At 45.5% G+C, this 17,501-nt stretch carries 18 protein-coding genes; 13 read left to right on the top strand and 5 right to left on the bottom strand.

Annotated features, from left to right (window positions below; all coding sequences use genetic code 11):
* Positions 1-24: 24 nt before the first annotated feature.
* The 3 genes from EFO84_RS07820 (at position 25) to EFO84_RS07810 (ending at position 1,512) form a co-directional block, all read left to right on the top strand.
* Positions 25-771, top strand: a complete 747-nt coding sequence (locus EFO84_RS07820; protein WP_127347506.1) for a hypothetical protein — start codon at positions 25-27, stop codon at positions 769-771.
* 35 nt (positions 772-806) lie between these two features.
* On the top strand, positions 807-1,067 hold the full coding sequence (locus EFO84_RS07815) for a hypothetical protein (protein WP_127347505.1): 261 nt from the start codon (positions 807-809) through the stop codon (positions 1,065-1,067).
* Positions 1,068-1,188: 121 nt separating this feature from the next.
* Positions 1,189-1,512, top strand: coding sequence for a hypothetical protein (locus EFO84_RS07810; RefSeq protein WP_127347504.1), 324 nt, complete (start codon positions 1,189-1,191; stop codon positions 1,510-1,512).
* Here the strand turns inward: EFO84_RS07810 and EFO84_RS07805 are convergent.
* Positions 1,496-2,743 carry a WCX domain-containing protein gene (locus EFO84_RS07805; protein WP_164742406.1) on the bottom strand — a complete coding sequence of 416 codons (1,248 nt, stop codon included), beginning with the start codon at positions 2,741-2,743 and terminating at the stop codon, positions 1,496-1,498. The two genes, EFO84_RS07810 and EFO84_RS07805, sit on opposite strands and share 17 nt — an antisense overlap.
* A 119-nt stretch (positions 2,744-2,862) precedes the next feature.
* Positions 2,863-3,165, bottom strand: coding sequence for a hypothetical protein (locus tag EFO84_RS07800; protein ID WP_127347502.1), 303 nt, complete (start codon positions 3,163-3,165; stop codon positions 2,863-2,865).
* Positions 3,166-3,460: 295 nt separating this feature from the next.
* On the opposite strand from EFO84_RS07800, the gene EFO84_RS07790 reads away from it, so the two are divergent.
* Positions 3,461-3,805 carry a VOC family protein gene (locus EFO84_RS07790; protein ID WP_127347501.1) on the top strand — a complete coding sequence of 115 codons (345 nt, stop codon included), beginning with the start codon at positions 3,461-3,463 and terminating at the stop codon, positions 3,803-3,805.
* Between the two features lie 174 nt (positions 3,806-3,979).
* Entirely contained in the window at positions 3,980-4,360 is a 381-nt protein-coding gene (locus EFO84_RS07785) for a hypothetical protein (RefSeq protein WP_127347500.1), read from the top strand.
* 126 nt (positions 4,361-4,486) lie between these two features.
* Here the strand turns inward: EFO84_RS07785 and EFO84_RS07780 are convergent, their stop codons facing one another.
* Complete coding sequence (locus EFO84_RS07780; RefSeq protein WP_205701963.1) at positions 4,487-4,987, bottom strand: CC0125/CC1285 family lipoprotein; 501 nt, start codon at positions 4,985-4,987, stop codon at positions 4,487-4,489.
* A 208-nt stretch (positions 4,988-5,195) separates the two neighbouring features.
* Here EFO84_RS07780 and EFO84_RS07775 point away from each other — a divergent pair, with 208 nt between their 5' ends.
* Positions 5,196-5,588, top strand: coding sequence for a nuclear transport factor 2 family protein (locus EFO84_RS07775; protein WP_127347499.1), 393 nt, complete (start codon positions 5,196-5,198; stop codon positions 5,586-5,588).
* On the opposite strand, the gene EFO84_RS07770 is transcribed toward EFO84_RS07775, so the two are convergent.
* On the bottom strand, positions 5,585-6,034 hold the full coding sequence (locus EFO84_RS07770; RefSeq protein WP_127347498.1) for an OsmC family protein: 450 nt from the start codon (positions 6,032-6,034) through the stop codon (positions 5,585-5,587). The genes EFO84_RS07775 and EFO84_RS07770 overlap by 4 nt on opposite strands.
* A gap of 142 nt (positions 6,035-6,176) precedes the next feature.
* Here EFO84_RS07770 and EFO84_RS07765 point away from each other — a divergent pair, with 142 nt between their 5' ends.
* The 3 genes from EFO84_RS07765 to EFO84_RS07755 all read left to right on the top strand — a co-directional run bounded on the left by EFO84_RS07765 (position 6,177) and on the right by EFO84_RS07755 (position 8,180).
* Complete coding sequence (locus tag EFO84_RS07765; protein ID WP_127347497.1) at positions 6,177-6,605, top strand: type II toxin-antitoxin system MqsA family antitoxin; 429 nt, start codon at positions 6,177-6,179, stop codon at positions 6,603-6,605.
* A 251-nt stretch (positions 6,606-6,856) separates the two neighbouring features.
* Complete coding sequence (locus EFO84_RS07760; protein WP_127347496.1) at positions 6,857-7,381, top strand: hypothetical protein; 525 nt, start codon at positions 6,857-6,859, stop codon at positions 7,379-7,381.
* A 211-nt stretch (positions 7,382-7,592) separates the two neighbouring features.
* A complete protein-coding gene (locus EFO84_RS07755) occupies positions 7,593-8,180 on the top strand; it encodes a hypothetical protein (RefSeq protein WP_127347495.1) in 588 nt (195 codons plus the stop codon).
* Positions 8,181-8,420: 240 nt separating this feature from the next.
* Here the strand turns inward: EFO84_RS07755 and EFO84_RS07750 are convergent, their stop codons facing one another.
* Positions 8,421-9,497 (bottom strand): helix-turn-helix domain-containing protein, encoded by a 1,077-nt coding sequence (locus EFO84_RS07750; protein ID WP_127347494.1) that lies wholly within the window; start codon positions 9,495-9,497, stop codon positions 8,421-8,423.
* Positions 9,498-9,666: 169 nt separating this feature from the next.
* Between EFO84_RS07750 and EFO84_RS07745 the strand changes: the two genes are divergently transcribed.
* From EFO84_RS07745 to EFO84_RS07730, 4 genes are all read left to right on the top strand, one after another.
* A complete protein-coding gene (locus EFO84_RS07745) occupies positions 9,667-11,136 on the top strand; it encodes an amidohydrolase family protein (RefSeq protein WP_127347493.1) in 1,470 nt (489 codons plus the stop codon).
* Positions 11,137-11,569: 433 nt separating this feature from the next.
* Positions 11,570-12,862, top strand: coding sequence for a DNA (cytosine-5-)-methyltransferase (gene dcm, locus EFO84_RS07740; RefSeq protein WP_127347492.1), 1,293 nt, complete (start codon positions 11,570-11,572; stop codon positions 12,860-12,862).
* Positions 12,863-12,867: 5 nt separating this feature from the next.
* Positions 12,868-14,787, top strand: coding sequence for an McrB family protein (locus EFO84_RS07735; RefSeq protein ID WP_127347491.1), 1,920 nt, complete (start codon positions 12,868-12,870; stop codon positions 14,785-14,787).
* A 29-nt stretch (positions 14,788-14,816) separates the two neighbouring features.
* On the top strand, positions 14,817-17,228 hold the full coding sequence (locus tag EFO84_RS07730; RefSeq protein WP_127347490.1) for a restriction endonuclease-like protein: 2,412 nt from the start codon (positions 14,817-14,819) through the stop codon (positions 17,226-17,228).
* Positions 17,229-17,501 lie beyond the last annotated feature (273 nt).

The raw sequence follows: 17,501 nt of genomic DNA, 5'->3' as shown, positions 1-17,501 counted from the left end.
CTATCCATCAAGAGGAGAGTCCCGATGCTTAATGCTAAAGTTTCAGACGTCATTGCAGTAACCAGTGAAGGTAACTATCCATTCGATTTGCGTTTTACTAGTAAAAATCGCCTGTCGTACTCCTATTCTTATTCAGAAAATGACCGGTCTGATATTGCATCTGGTGCGCATTATGTCGGCCCTGGTATTTATCTTGTCTTCTTCAATGGAGTGGCGATCACTGTCGGCATAATGCGTGGACGTGCCGGGATTACCTCGAGTTCCCACAGCAACATTCTTGAGTCACGTTGGCTTCGCTTGCTGAATCGCGTCACGATGCGTGGTATGCAAACCGGTTTTGGTAAACAGCGTGATACAGAACAATTGAAAGAGCTTCTCCCATCAGAGCTTTATGCTTACATCGAACATATGCAGTTGTTTGAGCCATCATCGCGGCAGTTTAGTGATACTGGTTCGGTCGCTACCCGCTTAGATATGAAGTTTGCCAGCGAACACTGGCAGAGTACGTTTCAAAACGCGACTTCAGACACGGTGATTGAGCCTTTTGAATTCGTTTACTTTCAGCTGTCAGATTGTAACTACGGCTATGCGGAGGAACTGATCTTGGAACTTGAGAAGGCGTTAATTACCGCATACGAGTTCCCACTGATTATTCAGTCTGGGCAATCAGATAAAAAACTTTTTAGCAATCAAATCAATGAGGTTACAGAGCAGATGGAAAGCGTTCTTGCTAACAGATGTCAGTTACGACTGGCACTCCATCTTACATAAACCAAATTGAACTGAATCCTAAAAAGGAGAATATCATGAGTAAAGCCGTTGAACGCTTGTTGGCCGAATTGAAATTGGTCACCCAAAAGCAAATTGTTCGTGAAAAGCATAAGCCCGGTGCCATTTCTCCAGTGCTTGAAAATGCGAAAAAACTTAAGGATTGCCTGGCTGAGGAGACTGACTTTAAATCTGGTCTGAGTATCCGCTTACTTCAGCGAGATTTGTGCGTGTTGCGTGAGATTGTAATGCCTAAACAGCCTCACTTGGCGGATGATGAAACGTATTTTGAGGCTTAAGCTAAAGATTTTATGCGTTGTTAGTTAGTGCTGTGCTGTGATTTGGCTGCGAGTGACCTCGCAGCCTTTTTTCCAGCTCGGCGAATCGTACAATGACTTATATCATGAGGAGCGTAGGTATATGCCCCGTCCAATTCATCCGGTTAAAAAACCAGAAAATCGTGAAATTGTATTACGCTGTGTGAAAGTTGCTTCGATATTGCGCAAATATGATCCAGATTTAGAAGGGCTGACAAAAAGTCAAATCTACCGTCATCTTCGCAACATGGGCGAACGCATCGATCGCCGTACGATTGATCGGTACATCAGTGACATGCTGTGTTCTTATTGGATAGACGAAACAACTGATGACGATTATGTAAAAGGTGGGCATCGTTTTGCACTAAGCAACGGTATGATTGAGGTCGTAGATTATCTGAAAAACCGCCTCAACCTTCTGCATTAGAACAGGTCTTATAATTAGCCGCCGCCCGCGCTATACGGTGGCTAATTCTTTTACCCATAAATGTTGGCTCAAGAACTACAATTCGCTCTGCCCAGGACATGATCCACCACTCAAAGTTTTCAGACGGAATGACAGTTGCTGTTAATTCGTACCATCGATCACCAGTATTTGTACCTTGGTAATTAGTTTCGGTGTTCAGTGGCGTAAAGGCCTGATCATCGCTCAGCTTGAGCGTTTCAAGATGTGCTTTCAAATGTGAATGAACATGAGCAACGAATCGAACACAGTGATCGACATCAGTTGGGTCGCCAGCTTCGTGTTCTGCCGACTCCCCGGTTCGGGTTGGCAGTTGCATACCATTGCTGAGTGGTTTGCGCATGAGCATGCCGCCGGCACTAGCCTTTAAAAACTCCTGAAATTTGAGTTCAGGATTGTTATTGCGGTCATACCAGATTTCGTCAGCATTATCAGATGCTATTGGCTGATAACGCTCAAACTCACCTTTATTCTTGCGTAAATGCGCTAAAACAATCCGGTCGATCGAAATACGAACGGTTTCAGCAACTGTCTTATCATCCTTTTTCGCCCGAGCTAAAAGAACAAGTGTTTGTAGGTTGCTCTTTTGAACTATACCGAGCGCTAAACCGACATCGACTTTTAGGGTCTCGCTATCCCGAGGCCGATATAATATCGACACCACACAGTCTTCCAGTAGTGCTTTTTGTAAGGTTATCAAAATGGCTTGATGCTGCGGATTAAAGTTAGGTGTTAGCAGAAAATCGGCATATTCGAATCGATTAGAGAGAAGATTAACCCGTTCGAAATGGCTAATCGTTTTGAAACGATTGGTGAGATTCTCTACATGAGCATGAATAGCATCACTTGAATGTTTAAATAACTTGTCAGAGATTTTTGCCAGTACCGACAAGGTTGATAAGGTATCTAGGTCAGGGGCGCTGAGATCAAGGTCAACAGCGGCATTGCGATACCAACGACGCTTGCTATCTTCAGACTCAATCAGCAGCTGATACTCGGTCAGGTTCTTAAGTTGGTAGCTGACGCGAGTTTTTAATTTACTATCATCTTTTATATTAAAATTTTCGACTAACCGTGTCATAACTTCTTGAAGGTCAATGGCCCATTGGGGTTCAGTCGGCATTACTTGCAAGACGCGCAGCGTGAAGATGGCTTTCTCAGCATCATCTGTCAATACGGTGCGTTCACTTCTCATCAATGACTCCATGGAATGCGGTAACTATAATGCGCCACAAGAATAACACTCACGGGTAGGGTGTTCTAGTTGTGGCGCATTATAGTTACCGCAACGACATAATATGTCAGATCAGTACTTCATTTGATGAATTGAATTTTTGGATTTCGTTGCATGAATTCAAGGACAGTCTCGACCATCTCATCGGTGATCTCTTGGTCTGATGCATCGGACAGCCCAGTTTTGATCGCATCGTGCATGACAAAACCGCCCATGAAAATCAGCAAGCCGGCTAAATAAGCTCCTTCATTGTAAGCGTCGATATTTGATTTAACCGCTTCGGCACCGAAGTTCAGTGGGTCACTATCGTAAAACGCTTCAGCTATAACTTCGCCGATTGCGGCACTAACATCTTCTAATTTTTCTTGACGTTCTTGGTCCATGATTTCTGCTCCGTGGTAGTTGGTTGGATCAATATAAAGTTTGTATTAGCCGAAATGTGTCGACGTCAGCGATTGATTATTAGATATTTGCGTAGCGGTTTAGTGAATTGCTCGTACACTGCAATCAGCCAATTAAAATCTGTGAAGCATCTATACTCGCATGTAAGCATTACCGCTCGGCCGTTTTTCGAGCGCTATGGGTTTTATGTGGTGCGCGAGCAGCAGGTCGACATTCGCGGCGAAATACTCACTAATTTCGTGATGGAACGGTTGGTAGCTGATAGAGGGTAAAGCGATGTCTGAAAAAATTAACTACGTGGAATGGCCAGTAAGTAATCTTGAGGGCACCAAGGCGTTCTTCAGCGCGGCATTCGGCTGGACATTTATCGATTACGGCCCGGACTATGCGTCCATTCAGGGCGCTGGCCTTGATGGCGGCTTCTATCGCTCCGAGTTGCGCGCGCAAACCAGCACAGGCAGCGCCTTGATTGTACTCTATAGCGCACATCTTGAGGATGCGTTGCAACGCGTCGAACAGGCCGGCGGCAACATTGTGAAGCCAATCTTCAGCTTCCCCGGCGGCCGCAGATTCCATTTCAGCGACCCTAGCGGCAATGAATATGCAGTGTGGTCTGAGTGATGCATCATCTTCCGACAGCTTTTCCGCAGCGGTACTGCCGTTTTTTGTTGTTGTGTATTTTTTATAAATAATTTACTGTCAATTCCATAACAAAAAGCAAGCGCATAATAGCGTGCGTTTGATAGAGTGATGTTGTGCGCGCCCACTATGCAAAGTTATACTCTAGGAGATTAGATGAGAAAACATCTATTGAGCTTGCTTTGTGTTGTTGTCATACCTGCTGCGGCAAATGACCTTTGCCAAATTGTCGATGGTTCAGTGATTATCGCTCAAGATAATAAGAATACATATCTCGGAAAAATCACAAATAGCTTCGATAGTGACTCCATCTTTAATGATTTTGGGGCCTACGGTAACGAATTTAGCAGTGACTCAATCTGGAATGAATTTTCAACATTTGGCAATCAGTTCAATGCGTACTCTCCATTTAATGAATTTTCATCTTTACCGCCGATGATTATTAAAAATAAACAAGTTATTGGCTATCTATCTGCTAATTCCTCTATTGAGGCATCTATAAGCCCCAACATTTTAAAAATAATGTGTGGCGACTAGTTCAATATAATAATGTAATTAATTCGCGCTTTCGCTATATGGTGCAGCAAAGCTGCACCTATTCGATTTAAGAATATTAGCCTTGATGAACTATCAGCTTTTTAGCGTAAGCTAGGAACTCCAATGTTAATCCTTTCCTTGCCCACAAATAACTTCATATTTGGGGCCAAGAGATTCACATATAAAGTTTGCGTCGTAAAAAAAAGGGTCATCATTCAGGTTCTCTTTAAACATCATGATTGTATTGTTGGCAGATGGCTTTTTAATAACCAGTGGTACACCGCCGTATGTCGTTGTTCTCCCATTGTAGTTTCCAAAGGAGTTTATATTACCGCTAGTATAGCTACGTGATGCTTGAGGTATTACGGTTGTGTCATTTCTTGAATTACGATCGACTATAGCAAAATATTTAAAGCCATTAGTTAAGGTTAGCTCTGCGCTGCGAAGAAGAGCCATTTCCTCTGCTGCGGTAGCTCTTGTATATCCATTGCCATTGAAAGTTACGCTCCAAACATTAGGTGAAAGCTGTATTTCTTCAAAACCACCAGAGAAAGAATTTGGTTGGTAGGAAGTGGCGCAGCTAATAAGTGTGAGGGCTACGCTAACGATTATTATTTTTTTTATCATTTTAAACCTCATTAAATTTTATTCAGTGAATTTCTGTAAGGTAAAAACCAATTATTTTTCTGAATAGAAGCTCATTAAAGTGTAGAACACACTTCGACATTTCGGCAATAGATCTTCTACTCTATATACGGCAAGGCCAAAAAATAGCGGTGCTTTCACGCAATTCTGCTAGCTTTAGGCAATACATCACAACAATGAGCAGAACAACATGACCAACAAAGAAGTGATTGAAGGCCTTTATCGCAATTTCAGCGCAGGTAATGTTGCGGGTGTGGTTGAGGCGATGCACGACGCGGTTGTTTGGAATGAAGCGGAGAACTTCCCCTACGCCGACCGCAATCCCTACGTTGGCCCGCAGGCGGTGGTAGAGGGCGTATTTATGCGCTGCTTGGGTGATTATGATGATTTTTCGGTGACCATCACCAACTTGTATGACGCTGGCGATCACATCATTGCCAGTGGTCGGTATAGCGGCGTCAACAAAGCGACCGGCAAAACCATGAATCCGCAGCTGGTGCATATTTGGACCTTGGCCGCTGGCAAAATCGTCGAATTTCAGCAGTACGTAGACACGTTAGCGGTGCATCACGCCGCGCGCTAGCCCTGATGCACAATCTGCCCGGCGCTATCGCAAACCGCAACGCTCACGTCAATGCCCTGGCGGACACTTTGGGTGACCACGCAGAAATTCTCGAACTGGCTCAAGGCGCGCTCTAGGTGGGGCAGGGCTGCGGCTTCGGCGCCTAGCTTAAGCTCAACGTGCAGCTTGCCGATGCGCAAGCGGCCGTCTTGGCGCTCTAACTCGCCGCGCACTTCGGCACTGACCTGACCCGGATCTTCTTTAAACTTGCGCACCGCAAACATCAAGCTGGCCGCTAAGCAATTGGCGACCGCTGCCGCAAGTAAACCCGATGGGCTAGGGCCGTCACCGCCGCTAAGTGGCGCCGGCTCGTCGGAGACGATCTGCCCGGCATCGCCAAAATCAATTTCAAACTTATAGCCTGAGAGTAATTTCAGGTGCACGGTAAAACTGCTTGATTCAGACATGGTGGTTCCCTTTTGTGGAGCTGATGGTAGAGATTATAGCTGCAAAAGCCGTTATAGATGCTTAGAATTAGATTTACCATTATGGTAAATGATATTGTACTGGGCAGATACACCGAAAATCCACCGCTATAGGAGATGAAACATGAGTAAGCATAAGCTGATATGTGACTTGTGTGGTGAAGGATCGTTAGCAGCGAAACAAGGTATGAACGCGGTCACTTACAAGTCCGTCAAGCAAGAACTCGCTTTAGATTACTGCGAATGCAATACCTGTGGTGTGGAGATGACCTTGCCGCACCAAGCGCGCGACAACAAGCGTCGCATGGTGGCGTTCAAAAAATCGGTTGATGGCTTGTTAACTGGAGCTGAAGTGCGCGCGCTGCGCGAGCGTTTGGGATTGAAACAATCCGATGCAGCCAGAGTGTTTGGTGGCGGTGTCGTTGCATTCTCAAAATATGAAAACGATGATGTGACCCAGTCAGAGGCGATGGACAAGTTAATGCGGTTGGCTGATCGGGTTCCGCAAGCTCGCAATATGTTATTCGTTGAAGCACAGCAGACAGATAGCTGACACACTTTCGATATGCCTAAGGGGGCAATTTAAAATTGATCCACCTGAGGTAGCATGGCCGCCTGATGAGGATGATGAGGCGGAATGGTTAGCGCGCATCAGCAGTGCTGCTATTTTTTATTGTTTATTTTCTTTAAATAATTTATGGTCAATTCCATAACAAAAAAGCAAAGTTCGAGAGCGCGGATTTTATTGAGCGGAATTTTGCGTGCGAACTACTAACGAAATATGTTTTAAACAAGGAGATGACGTTGAAGTACGTACTAACCATTTTACTAACATTGTTAGTCTCTGCATGCGCGAGTGTACCGCTGGAAGCAATTCGAACTGACATTAACACAGATAAGTGGGACGTTGGATTTCAAAGGGATTTTGGAACAGGAAAGGGGTATATCCGAGAATTTGTTCCAAAAGGAGAATCAATCAAAGATTGGTCGAAATTGGTATCAATAGAATTCATTGAGGGTGACACGCCATCGTTGAATGAATACATCCATGAATTCAGAAAGACGCGCGAATCACAGTGCCCTGGAACACGATTTGAAGTTCTCAGTGAAGAAGAATATTCAATAACATATATTTTTTCGTTCCCAGCCTGTCAGGGACACCAGATGCAGGCAGAGGTAAGTAGAATATTTTTAGGTAATGACGGTATTCACCGACTTTCATACGCTGAAAAAACGGAAGCTCTAGATCAAGAAACAATCAATCAATGGCTTTCTGAATTTGATAAATCATATGTGGTTAAGGGGCCAAAACTGGAGCCCATAAGATAAACACAATAAACAAACCCGATCATAACGGGCTTTCAGCCCTCGATTCGCAACAAGTTGCTCGCGTGTGTTGCGGGCGTTATTGATCATAAACGCTTAAGCTAGGTCAACTTCTTGCGCAGTTTTAAAAAGAAGCAACCATGCAATTAAACGAGAGATTAAGCGCGCGGGGCATCTCGCACAGTGATGTGACTTTTAATGAAAAGGACATTTTATGAAAAATTACGCAATTATGCTGGCAGTGACATTATTTGTGGCCGGCTGCCAATCCACTGGCAAAGAATCACCAGCCGAAGTAGCGGTTAATCATGATGAAGAAATCTCTTTAGAGCAGTTCTGTCAGAATAATCCTTGCCGTGAAAATATTCGTGTGACCTTTCGCACCGAAAACGACGTGGTCGATGAACTACTTCCGCTTTATTGGCCCGCAGCGCAGGGCGATGCAATTTCTATCCTACCCGGTGAAGAGCTGCTGATTGAGGCTGACCTGTTAGAGGGCGACCGCCTCGGTAATTTCAGACAGGTGACTGCAATGCGGAACCCTGAAAAGACCATTCGCTTCTCTTTTACTCAAATGGACACCAGCGTTGGCATGATGCTGTCGGTCCAAAATCCGTTTTCATTTCCGATTAAATATAACCTCGACATGATTGATTTTGAGGGCAATCCGCATCAAACCAGCAGCTGCCCTGTGCGGAGCAATATGTCGGTCTATGAAATGTGGCCACACCCTATCCCTGAGTTGATCCTGAGTAATATGCGGGTGTTGGGTGAAAGTGCGAAGAGCGTCTGTACTTACTAATCTGTCAGGTACAGCTCTGTAGGGCTTGCGTTTAAGCAAGCTCTATTCGCAGGGTTTTTCCGACTGCGCGGGCGGCATTGTCGCAGCAAGTGAAGCAGAGTCGTCACTATTATCGAAAATTGGCGGAGAACAGCCTTGACTGTCCTCCGCTAGAACATTAAATTTAGCGCTAACACGGCCCCTTTCGGTGAATAACCTGCGGCGTAGAAACTGCTAAGGGGTTTTTTATTGCCTACATCACTAACAAGTACTGGCTGAGTCACGGGTTATCTCCAGCTTACGTTCCTTGTGAAAGCGGCCCAACGATATACCCATCAGCTCCGCAGCTTTCGATTCGCCAATGTACTCCTCACTTAAAGCGCGATAGACCAGTTGCTCGAACAGCATGGTGCGCTCGGCGGGATACTGGTCACCTGGTTCTTCGGTTCGCCAGCCCTTCGTGCTAAATGTACGAACAACGCGCTCATAGTAAGCCTTGGTGATGATGTCGCACTGCATGGCGCGAATGGCAATGGCAGCCATGCTGATGCCATATTCGTGTTTCAGCATGTACAGCTCGCGATCCTCTAAATTGCTGCGCTTTTCGCCTAACTCTTGAATTGACGCTGAACGCGGTAACAAAAAAGCGCCGGCAAAGCGATGGCAGGCCTTCTCTTCATCAAGAGCACCAGCTAACCGCCCGTTCAACACCAAATGACCGAGCTCATGGGCAAGGGTAAATCGTTGCCGATCGCCTGCTTGCGCACCGGAAATCACGATAAGCGGCTGGTCTTTTATGGTTCCAGCAAGGCCATCAAATTTATTGTCAGTATCCACATGGGTCAAAATAACCATTAAACCCCGAGACTCGAACGTGTCGACCATATCGTGAATCGGGTTGAGACCAAGCCCCCAATGCATCCGCACGCAATCAGCGACATCGTCAAGCTGGTCGTAATCGGCAATTAATTGCGGTAAGCCAGCCGGTAAGTCAAAGGTTGGAATGGGTTTTGCTGAGTCTGGGTAGATATCGAGCAATTCATACCAGCGCTCAGCTTGATCCATCACATCGCTATGTATTTTTTTGAGCGTTTTCTGCGGTGTGCTAGCCCGCTTACGATACTCAATGCCGGTGACTTCAATCTTAGACGGACGAAAAAAGTACTCGCTATGCACATTCAAGGCTTTGGCCAGCTTCAGTAGATTCGCTGATGACGGCATGGCGTCGCCGTGTTCATATTTTTTAATTGCATTAGCTGAGAGCCCGACCTGACCGGCCAGGGCCTGCATTGATAGCCCAGATGCTTTGCGAGCTCGAACGAATCGTTCTGCGAACACGTCACTCTCCATAGTTGGTTTATAAAAAAGTAAAACACTGTGAAAATATAAACCACCGAGCGAATTTTGTCCAATCGAATAATTCACTAACTCTTGCATCAGCCTGCCAGAAAGTAGACGATGCCTTAAAGCTCAATCACTTACCCAGCAACACAACAAGGACACCAGCTTGAACACCAATAACGGATTACGGTGGGTAAAACGTACAGTCACCGCCCTCGGCTTATTCATAGCAGTTCTAGCGCTTGGGGTGTGGCTTTTGGTCAGCCAGGTGCCGAGTGCGCTGCAACCCGCCGCAAGCCAGCCAAAAGGTGTGCTGTTCAGCAATGTGCGGGTGCTCTCTATGGCGGACAACAGCACCACAGCGCAACCGGCGCAAGACGTGCTGGTGATGGGCGATACCATTACCGCAATTGGCGCGGCAGGTGAGCTCACGGCGCCGGAAGGCGTGCTGGTGATTGACGGGCAGGGCCATACGCTGATGCCCGGCCTCATTGATGCGCATATCCACCTTAACGATGAGCTAGAGCTGGCGGCCTATCTGGCTCATGGCGTAACCGGCGTGCGCAATATGTCGGGCTATCCGTTTCATCTGCGGCTCACTGAGCGGGTGAAGCAAGGGCAGCTGCTGGCGCCAGACTTCATCACCACCGGACCCATTCTAAACAGCCCCGGCCCCAACCAACTTATCCTACAAACCACAGTGAATAGCGCCGAAGAAGCGCGTTTGGCGGTTCAGGGCCAATACCGTGCCGGCTATCGGCATATTAAAGTCTATTCAAATCTAACCCTTGAGGCGTTTGATGCGGTGATTGACGAAGCGCAGCTGTTAGGCATGACGGTGAGCGGACATTCCCCCGAGGGCGAACGCAGCGCAGGTATGCCGCGCTCCGTGCCGTTCAGCATTGCGTGGGAAGCATCGCTTGGCCGCGGGCTGACCACCCTTGAGCATATCGAAACCATAGTGTGGCATGGTTTGCGCGATAACCTAGACAGCGAACAAATGGCTGCGCTTGCTGCTACGCTGGCGCAATCGGGCGAGGCGGTTACGCCAACCCTCTATGCCCACAAGCGGCTGGTTTTGATTGCCGAGAGTCAGGGCGCGTATTTATCGCGGCCCGGCAGCGACATGATCAACCCGCTGGTGACCTGGTTTGCCAGCGACGCCCAGAAGTTTTGGAGCCAGATGGACCCTTCGGCTTATGAAGCGCCGCACGCTGAGTTCTTTCTAACCGCCACCGGCCTATTGCATGAAGCTGGCGTGCCTTTGCTGACCGGCACCGATAGCGGCAGCTTTGGTATTATCCCCGGCGCATCGATGATCCGCGAGCTGGAATTGTTGGTGGCTGCGGGGTTAACGCCGTATCAGGCGCTACGCTCGGCTACCCGCGTGAATGCCGAAGTATTGGGCTTTGCGAACACGAGCATGATTGTGCCCGGCTATCGTGCCAATCTGGTTTTACTGGCTGGTGACCCGCTTGCGGATGTCGCTGCCGTTGAATCCCCCGTGGGGGTGATGGTGGGTGGGTATTGGCTTGATACGCAGCAGCTTGAGGCGATGAAGAGTGCGGCTGCTGACGGTGGGGTGGTGGCGTTTTTGCGGTCTTTGGTAAGGGTGGTTGAGATGGTTGTTGTGTAGTTAAATATCAGGTGGCAATGGGGCCGTCAGAACCCCGGTGAATCACACAATAACGGTTTTACCACGGAGTATAGAGAGATTGGTGCTTTTCGCTGGTGAAAGTATCTACACGCCCCATAGACATTCCTTAAAGATAGGTCTAGGCCTATCGCTTAATTAACGAGTGTCCGTATTGAAAAGGGGCTCACGCAGACTAGACATTGCGATAGCCTAGCGTTGACGGAGAGATCGGCAAACGAATAGGAGAATAGTCACTAAAATTTCCTTGCTGAAGCACTAAATATTGTTAATACTGCAAACTAGTGTATAAACATACAGCTAAACGCATTTGGCGCAGTTATCTGGCCACCCATTTTGTATCGTAAAGCGGTTACTAAATTCCACTAGAAAAAATGTAACCTACTGATTAATAAAACAATAAGCTGCAGAGTCAATGTCCCAACAAATAATTGAAAAATTCGTCCAACTGTTAAGTCCACTAGCAGTCGAGCACAAGCCCGATTGCACGTCTGTGTCAGCTGTAATAGACCAATGGATGCATGCGCTTTGTACTGATAGCCAGCTATATTGCAATAAACAAATTTCGACATCAGCGAAGCTCAAGTCTCAAATTTTTGGTGTTCTTGCCCAGGAATCGCTACTTTTTGATTCAAAAAGCTTGCATCGAATGATATTCGATGAAAAGACATTGAGTCCTACAGTATCGCCAAAGTTTAGGTTTATAGATCTTTTCGCAGGCATTGGCGGCATCCGTATTGGTGCGCAGCTAAATGGCGGAGCCTGTGTGTTTTCTTCGGAATTCGATTCTTTTGCACAAAAAACGTACGCTGCAAATTATGGAGAAGTACCATTTGGTGATATTACTTTAATAGATGCGCCAAATATCCCTGACCACGATTTGCTATTAGCGGGATTTCCTTGTCAACCTTTCAGTTATTCAGGACGGTGTGAAGGGTTTGAAGATAAAACACGCGGTACACTATTCTTTGATGTTCTCAGAATCTTAGAAGAGAAAACACCTAAGTTTGCCCTGCTTGAAAATGTTAAGGGATTCAAATCACACGATAAAGGGAAAACTATGTCTATTGCCTTAAAGGCATTGGATGAGGCTGGTTATGATACTTATTGGAAGATATTAAATAGTTATGACTTCGGAGTCCCACAATACCGAGAACGTTGGTATTGTGTCGCAATTCATAAAAGTCTGAAAACAAGAGAATTCACTTTCCCAGAGGGGCAGGGTAGATCAGTAAAACTAAGGGACATTATTGACTTGAATGATGAATCACCGTCACTTAAGTTAACAAAGTTTGAATTGGATAGAATTAAGTTTCATTTCGAGCATTATAAAAAAACCGCGCGTGTCCAACATGACAACGCAATGTATGAGCCTCATACTAAGAAAGGTCGGCATGGAGTTTATTCTTTTTTAAAGTCAGATGGGTCATTACGATTTCATGTTGGCGACCATGCTAAAACTCAAATTCAGGAAGCATTTTATGCTTGTCTAGACACATATGCTCCGACGATCATAGCTAACAGAGTTCCGAAACTATGGGATATAGGGCGCAAGCTTTCGGTTATTGAATCATTAAGACTTCAAGGTTTCCCTGATAAGTTTAGTTTCCCAGTTTCGAATGCTCAAGCATACAAGCAGTTGGGAAATTCTGTGACTGTTAATGTTGTCGCTGCTATAGTCGATAAAATTCTGGAACTGGATGGCTAATTATCATGACATACTTACCAATATCAGAGGTCGTTGAACATCGGAGTTATTTAGAGAAGCGAATCAAAAAGCCGGATACATTTGCGGGTCTTATTTTATTTATCATTTGCGCGATAGATAGGCAGGATAGTGGCTTGTATTTCAAGGCTGATATGAAGATGTTTTCGGAAAAAGCTGACAATGCTTTTTATTTGTCGGAATCCAAAAATTCTTACACAGAAAAATACTGGTACGCGCTTTTATCAAAAGAGTGGCTTCAAGAGGTTAGAGTTACCTTTTTAAAGGGAGCCAAAGTATCTCTCAAGTCTCTGATAGCGTCATTATTTTGGAGAATTAGTTTAAGTGAAGTTGAGGATATATTAAAGAAGATACCAAAGGACGTCATTGACTCACTCTTTGATTACGATTTTAACCCCAATATATATACAGAGTCAGAGCCGATTAATCCTGAACTTTTACTCAAGTATTATGGTGGAAATAAGAGTTCACCAACCATCAAGTTCGATAATACATTTATAAAAAAGCGAGCTGGTGATCTCAATGCTGCGCCTTTTGCACAGACTCTTTATGCTGCCAATGAAATAAAAAGAATTGTGATTGTTTTCGATTTTGATTTTATGGCCAAATTTGGTTTGATTGAACAGGTATCCAAAGAGCATAGTTCTCAAATTACCGACGATTTCACGCGCATAGCCAAGCCTTTTTTATTGTTAGCCGGCATTTCAGGCACAGGAAAGACCCGCTTTGTGCGAAAGCAAGCCGAGAAAGGTGATAGTGGAAAATGCTATGAGCTAGTATCGGTTCGGCCTGATTGGCATGAACCAAGTGATTTGTTGGGATACATTTCGCGTCTGAGTGGTACGCCCCAATATGTAGTCACTGACGTGCTTGGATTTGTCGCTTTGGCGTGGACAAAAATTGTGGATGCTGGCTTGGACCTCTCTGTCGTTAGTTCTAATGGTCATGAACAAATAGCCGTGACTGGTAAGTTACCATCTTTAGAATCGCTTGGACCGCAATGGTTATGCCTTGACGAGATGAACTTGGCACCCGTGGAGCAGTATTTCGCAGATTATTTATCCGTTCTAGAGACTAGAGAATGGAAATGGGACGGTGATTCATTTACTTACAAGTCTGATGCGTTATTGAAGCCGGGCATATTCAAAGAGCTATCCCCGGGCTCGCTGTCGATCCTTAAGAATGACCTTGGGTTTAGCGAGGAGTATAGCGACCTTTGGGACTTTGTTACCACGCATGGGCTGGGTGTTCCTCCTCAATTAATCGTAGCGGGTACGGTAAACATGGACGAGACCACACACGGTTTCTCGCGCAAGGTTATTGACCGTGCATTAACTTTTGATTTTGGCGAGTTCTATCCGAATGTATTAAGTGAAATCTTTGAACCAACTACAAAGAATAAAACGCTCAGCTACCCAATACATTCGCAGGCGCAGCGCGAGTACTTGCCGGCCGTTGACTCCGACGGAGCCCTATCAATTGAATTTATCGAGAAAATTAATGCAGTTCTTGATAATACCCCTTTTAAGCTAGCCTACCGTGCTATGAATGAATTGTTACTTTCGGTAATTTGCTATCAACCGAACAACGAGCTCGAGTTGAGAGCTGTTTGGGATGATTTCCTAATGTGCAAGGTTCTTCCTCGTATTGAGGGTGATACCGACAAATTAGCGGGGAACGGAGCGCAGAAGCGGCCGTTGTTAGATGAATTAGAGGATCTTCTCTCATCTGAATTTAACGAGTTCTGGAACGCATCTGGTGCTGATGAATTTGCACGACCTGATTTACTGCGTGTAAATAACGACTCTAATGCACCAGTTATTCGTATCGGCTGTCGCAGCAGGAAAAAGCTAGAATGGATGCAGAGCAGACTGACGACATCGGGCTTTACGAGTTTTTGGCCATAGTGCTTTATTACCTTTAGGGGCAAAGTGAGATGCCAGAGCTCGTTCGATTAGAAATGGCAGATTTTGAATTGTCGGTGTGGGCAAACGATATCTCACGCCGGCAACAAGCATTTCATAATACGGAACGTAAACATGGTGTTCAGAACTCGGGTTTAAAGATTGAGTTATCACCTCCTCAAAATTGTAAAGAAATTTTTATTCATCAAACCGATACATCTCAGGTTTCAACCCGCGAATCGATTACATCACTTGAAATTGAGAAACCGTTGTTTTTCGAGAACACGCTGTACCGAGTGGAAATCAACTTTCTGGTCAACGTTTCATCGGCGAACACAACTCACAAAAGTCAGTCAACTAACGATGGTTTTGGTTTCGTGCTTGCTCGAAACGCACGAAAGGCTCATCTCTCTGGTGTTATTAATACAGGTAACGACATTGGTTGGTTTAGTCTGCCTGTTCGATATGAAGCAAATGGTGTAACCAAGAACTTCGTAATTCGATTCGAAGTTCTACCAACCAAAATGAATCTGCATGCTGACATACCGGCTATGTACAAAGCTATAGATAGTGAGTTCCCTCTGTGGCGTTTCAGTGCGATCGGGAAGACAGAACAAAATGCATCTAGGACCAATAAACGTGGTAACTTTCCGTTGCTCTGGTTAGCGAACTTTAAAGTACTACGAGACAGGTTTGAGCATGGTTTAAAGATTGTTACCCAAGCGCCACATGCACGATTGCAAACTATAGTCCTTCATAAAAAAGCTGATCGTTTAAAGGGCCGAGTTAGTCACAGGCTTAGTGAGAAAATTCGAGAAGACGTTAAAAATACGAACTTCGACAAACGCTACCAAATAGAGCAGAAGCGCTTAAGTGTTGATACGCCTGAAAACCGATTTATTAAATCTGTTGTACAGCGGGCACATCGCGAGTTACAACGGATAGAGACATTACTACGTGTTGCGAGATTAAGTGGTGAGTTTAAAGACATATCTGAATCGTACCTCGACGAACTTCAACAGTGGCAGAAGCCGCTAACCACTGTGCTAAAGCAAAGTTTTTTAAAGGATGTTGGTAAATTTACAGGCCTTAGTCGCGACTCGCTCGTTCTTCAACAAAAAACGGGTTACAGCACAGTTTACTCCGTCTGGCAGGAGCTTAAGTTTTATTTGGATGCTTTCGCTAATCAGTCCACTATTTCAATGAAGTCTGTTGCGGAGATATATGAAATTTGGTGTTTTTTAGAAATGCGCCGTTTGCTGATTAATGAACTTGGCTTTGAAGAGACCACTCAAAAGAGTAGCCCTCTGTACTTAAGGCATCAACTTGAGTACTACTTAAAGGATGGCGAAGCCGGCTCGTTCAAGTTTATTCGTCAGGCGGATGGTGTTAAAGCATACCTGAAACATGAGCCTGTGATTAGAAATGGCAATGCTGAACTGAAGTCTTACGCGGTAACACAGAAGCCCGATATTATGCTTGAATTGGAGCTACCTCACACAAGCAAAAAGCTCATGTGGCTATTCGATGCAAAATACCGGATTCAAAATGAAGACGACCGTTGGGGAGGTAGTGATGACCTCGCTAAAGACCAAGGTGATCGTGTACCAGATGATGCCTTAAATCAAATGCATCGTTATCGCGATGCGCTGATCCGTGTTTCTAATAACGGACTGAACGATAAATCAAAGAGCCGTCCAGTGGTTGGTGCCTTTGCGTTATACCCCGGTTATTTTGATCAGTTTAATGAAACGAATAGATACGCTGAATCGATAAATGAGGTCGGTATAGGAGCATTCCCGTTATTGCCATCGTCAACCGATGAACGGTACAAAAATCACTGGTTAAAACAATTTCTACAGGATCAGATTAATCGATTATCTAATCCTGTTGGTACGGGAAGTACTAGCACTTTGGAGGAGTCGCTGTACACGGCAGAACCTGCGCGTATTCCACACCAAGGCATGACACAGGCACTTTATAACGACCTAACGCTAACTGCATCGCTTGGACCAGCCTCAGGACGTTCAGTGGAATATCTAGATCGCTTCCGTGACGGTACAGCGCGAGCATACCACATGCCAGTTTCCACATTTGGCCTCAGGTTTAAACAGCATATAGCTCAGGAAGTACGCTTCCTTGCGTTGATGGAATCTCACGATAGTTACTCAAACATCGAAAGGGTCTGGCCGATACGGAGAGTTCGTATTGTTAAACGATGTGATATTTTGATTGAGCAATCTGGGCAAGCCAGTACTTCTACCGAAGATTATTATCTCTTTGACCTTGGTTTACCCTTGGTACTTCCAAAGGCGATCCCGAATAATCCAAGCGAATCTTTTCGTGCCTCATTGAAGTTAACTACTCTTGAGTTGCTCGAGCAGGCGCCTAACTTTAACCAGATAGAGCCGGTGTATGTTGATGCATTGACTGATATATTGTGAGCGGTAGACAGTGTCAACACTAACTTAAAATGTCGCTTAATAGTTGCTGATGAGCCCCGCAGCGAGTTGCTTATAGGCATCAGGTCACTGAAGCACTAAACGAAGCCGGGCGCTTCTCTCGATGTTTACCAACACCTCTTCCAAGAGGCGCGGCAACTGCTCACGGTGTTGGTCTAAACACTGATGCGTCAAATATTGGGCAACGACAAGAGAAGGAGTTCCCTCAGCTCATTCCCATCCAATAGCTGCGCGCCAAGCGCAACTTGCCGCGCA

This window comes from Pseudidiomarina mangrovi (assembly GCF_003999375.1).
GTDB classification, from domain to species: domain Bacteria; phylum Pseudomonadota; class Gammaproteobacteria; order Enterobacterales; family Alteromonadaceae; genus Pseudidiomarina; species Pseudidiomarina mangrovi.
The sequence above is the reverse complement of the archived record's forward strand: the minus strand, read 5'-3'. Positions and strand labels throughout refer to the sequence as shown.

Bases quoted from the DNA above. Each gene is read 5' to 3' on its own strand.
- EFO84_RS07820 (WP_127347506.1), top strand. From the start codon at position 25: ATGCTTAATGCTAAAGTTTCAGACGTCATTGCAGTAACCAGTGAAGGT.
- EFO84_RS07815 (WP_127347505.1), top strand. From the start codon at position 807: ATGAGTAAAGCCGTTGAACGCTTGTTGGCCGAATTGAAATTGGTCACC.
- EFO84_RS07810 (WP_127347504.1), top strand. From the start codon at position 1,189: ATGCCCCGTCCAATTCATCCGGTTAAAAAACCAGAAAATCGTGAAATT.
- EFO84_RS07805 (WP_164742406.1), bottom strand. From the start codon at position 2,743: ATGAGAAGTGAACGCACCGTATTGACAGATGATGCTGAGAAAGCCATC.
- EFO84_RS07800 (WP_127347502.1), bottom strand. From the start codon at position 3,165: ATGGACCAAGAACGTCAAGAAAAATTAGAAGATGTTAGTGCCGCAATC.
- EFO84_RS07790 (WP_127347501.1), top strand. From the start codon at position 3,461: ATGTCTGAAAAAATTAACTACGTGGAATGGCCAGTAAGTAATCTTGAG.
- EFO84_RS07785 (WP_127347500.1), top strand. From the start codon at position 3,980: ATGAGAAAACATCTATTGAGCTTGCTTTGTGTTGTTGTCATACCTGCT.
- EFO84_RS07780 (WP_205701963.1), bottom strand. From the start codon at position 4,987: ATGATAAAAAAAATAATAATCGTTAGCGTAGCCCTCACACTTATTAGC.
- EFO84_RS07775 (WP_127347499.1), top strand. From the start codon at position 5,196: ATGACCAACAAAGAAGTGATTGAAGGCCTTTATCGCAATTTCAGCGCA.
- EFO84_RS07770 (WP_127347498.1), bottom strand. From the start codon at position 6,034: ATGTCTGAATCAAGCAGTTTTACCGTGCACCTGAAATTACTCTCAGGC.
- EFO84_RS07765 (WP_127347497.1), top strand. From the start codon at position 6,177: ATGAGTAAGCATAAGCTGATATGTGACTTGTGTGGTGAAGGATCGTTA.
- EFO84_RS07755 (WP_127347495.1), top strand. From the start codon at position 7,593: ATGAAAAATTACGCAATTATGCTGGCAGTGACATTATTTGTGGCCGGC.
- dcm (WP_127347492.1), top strand. From the start codon at position 11,570: ATGTCCCAACAAATAATTGAAAAATTCGTCCAACTGTTAAGTCCACTA.
- EFO84_RS07735 (WP_127347491.1), top strand. From the start codon at position 12,868: ATGACATACTTACCAATATCAGAGGTCGTTGAACATCGGAGTTATTTA.
- EFO84_RS07730 (WP_127347490.1), top strand. From the start codon at position 14,817: ATGCCAGAGCTCGTTCGATTAGAAATGGCAGATTTTGAATTGTCGGTG.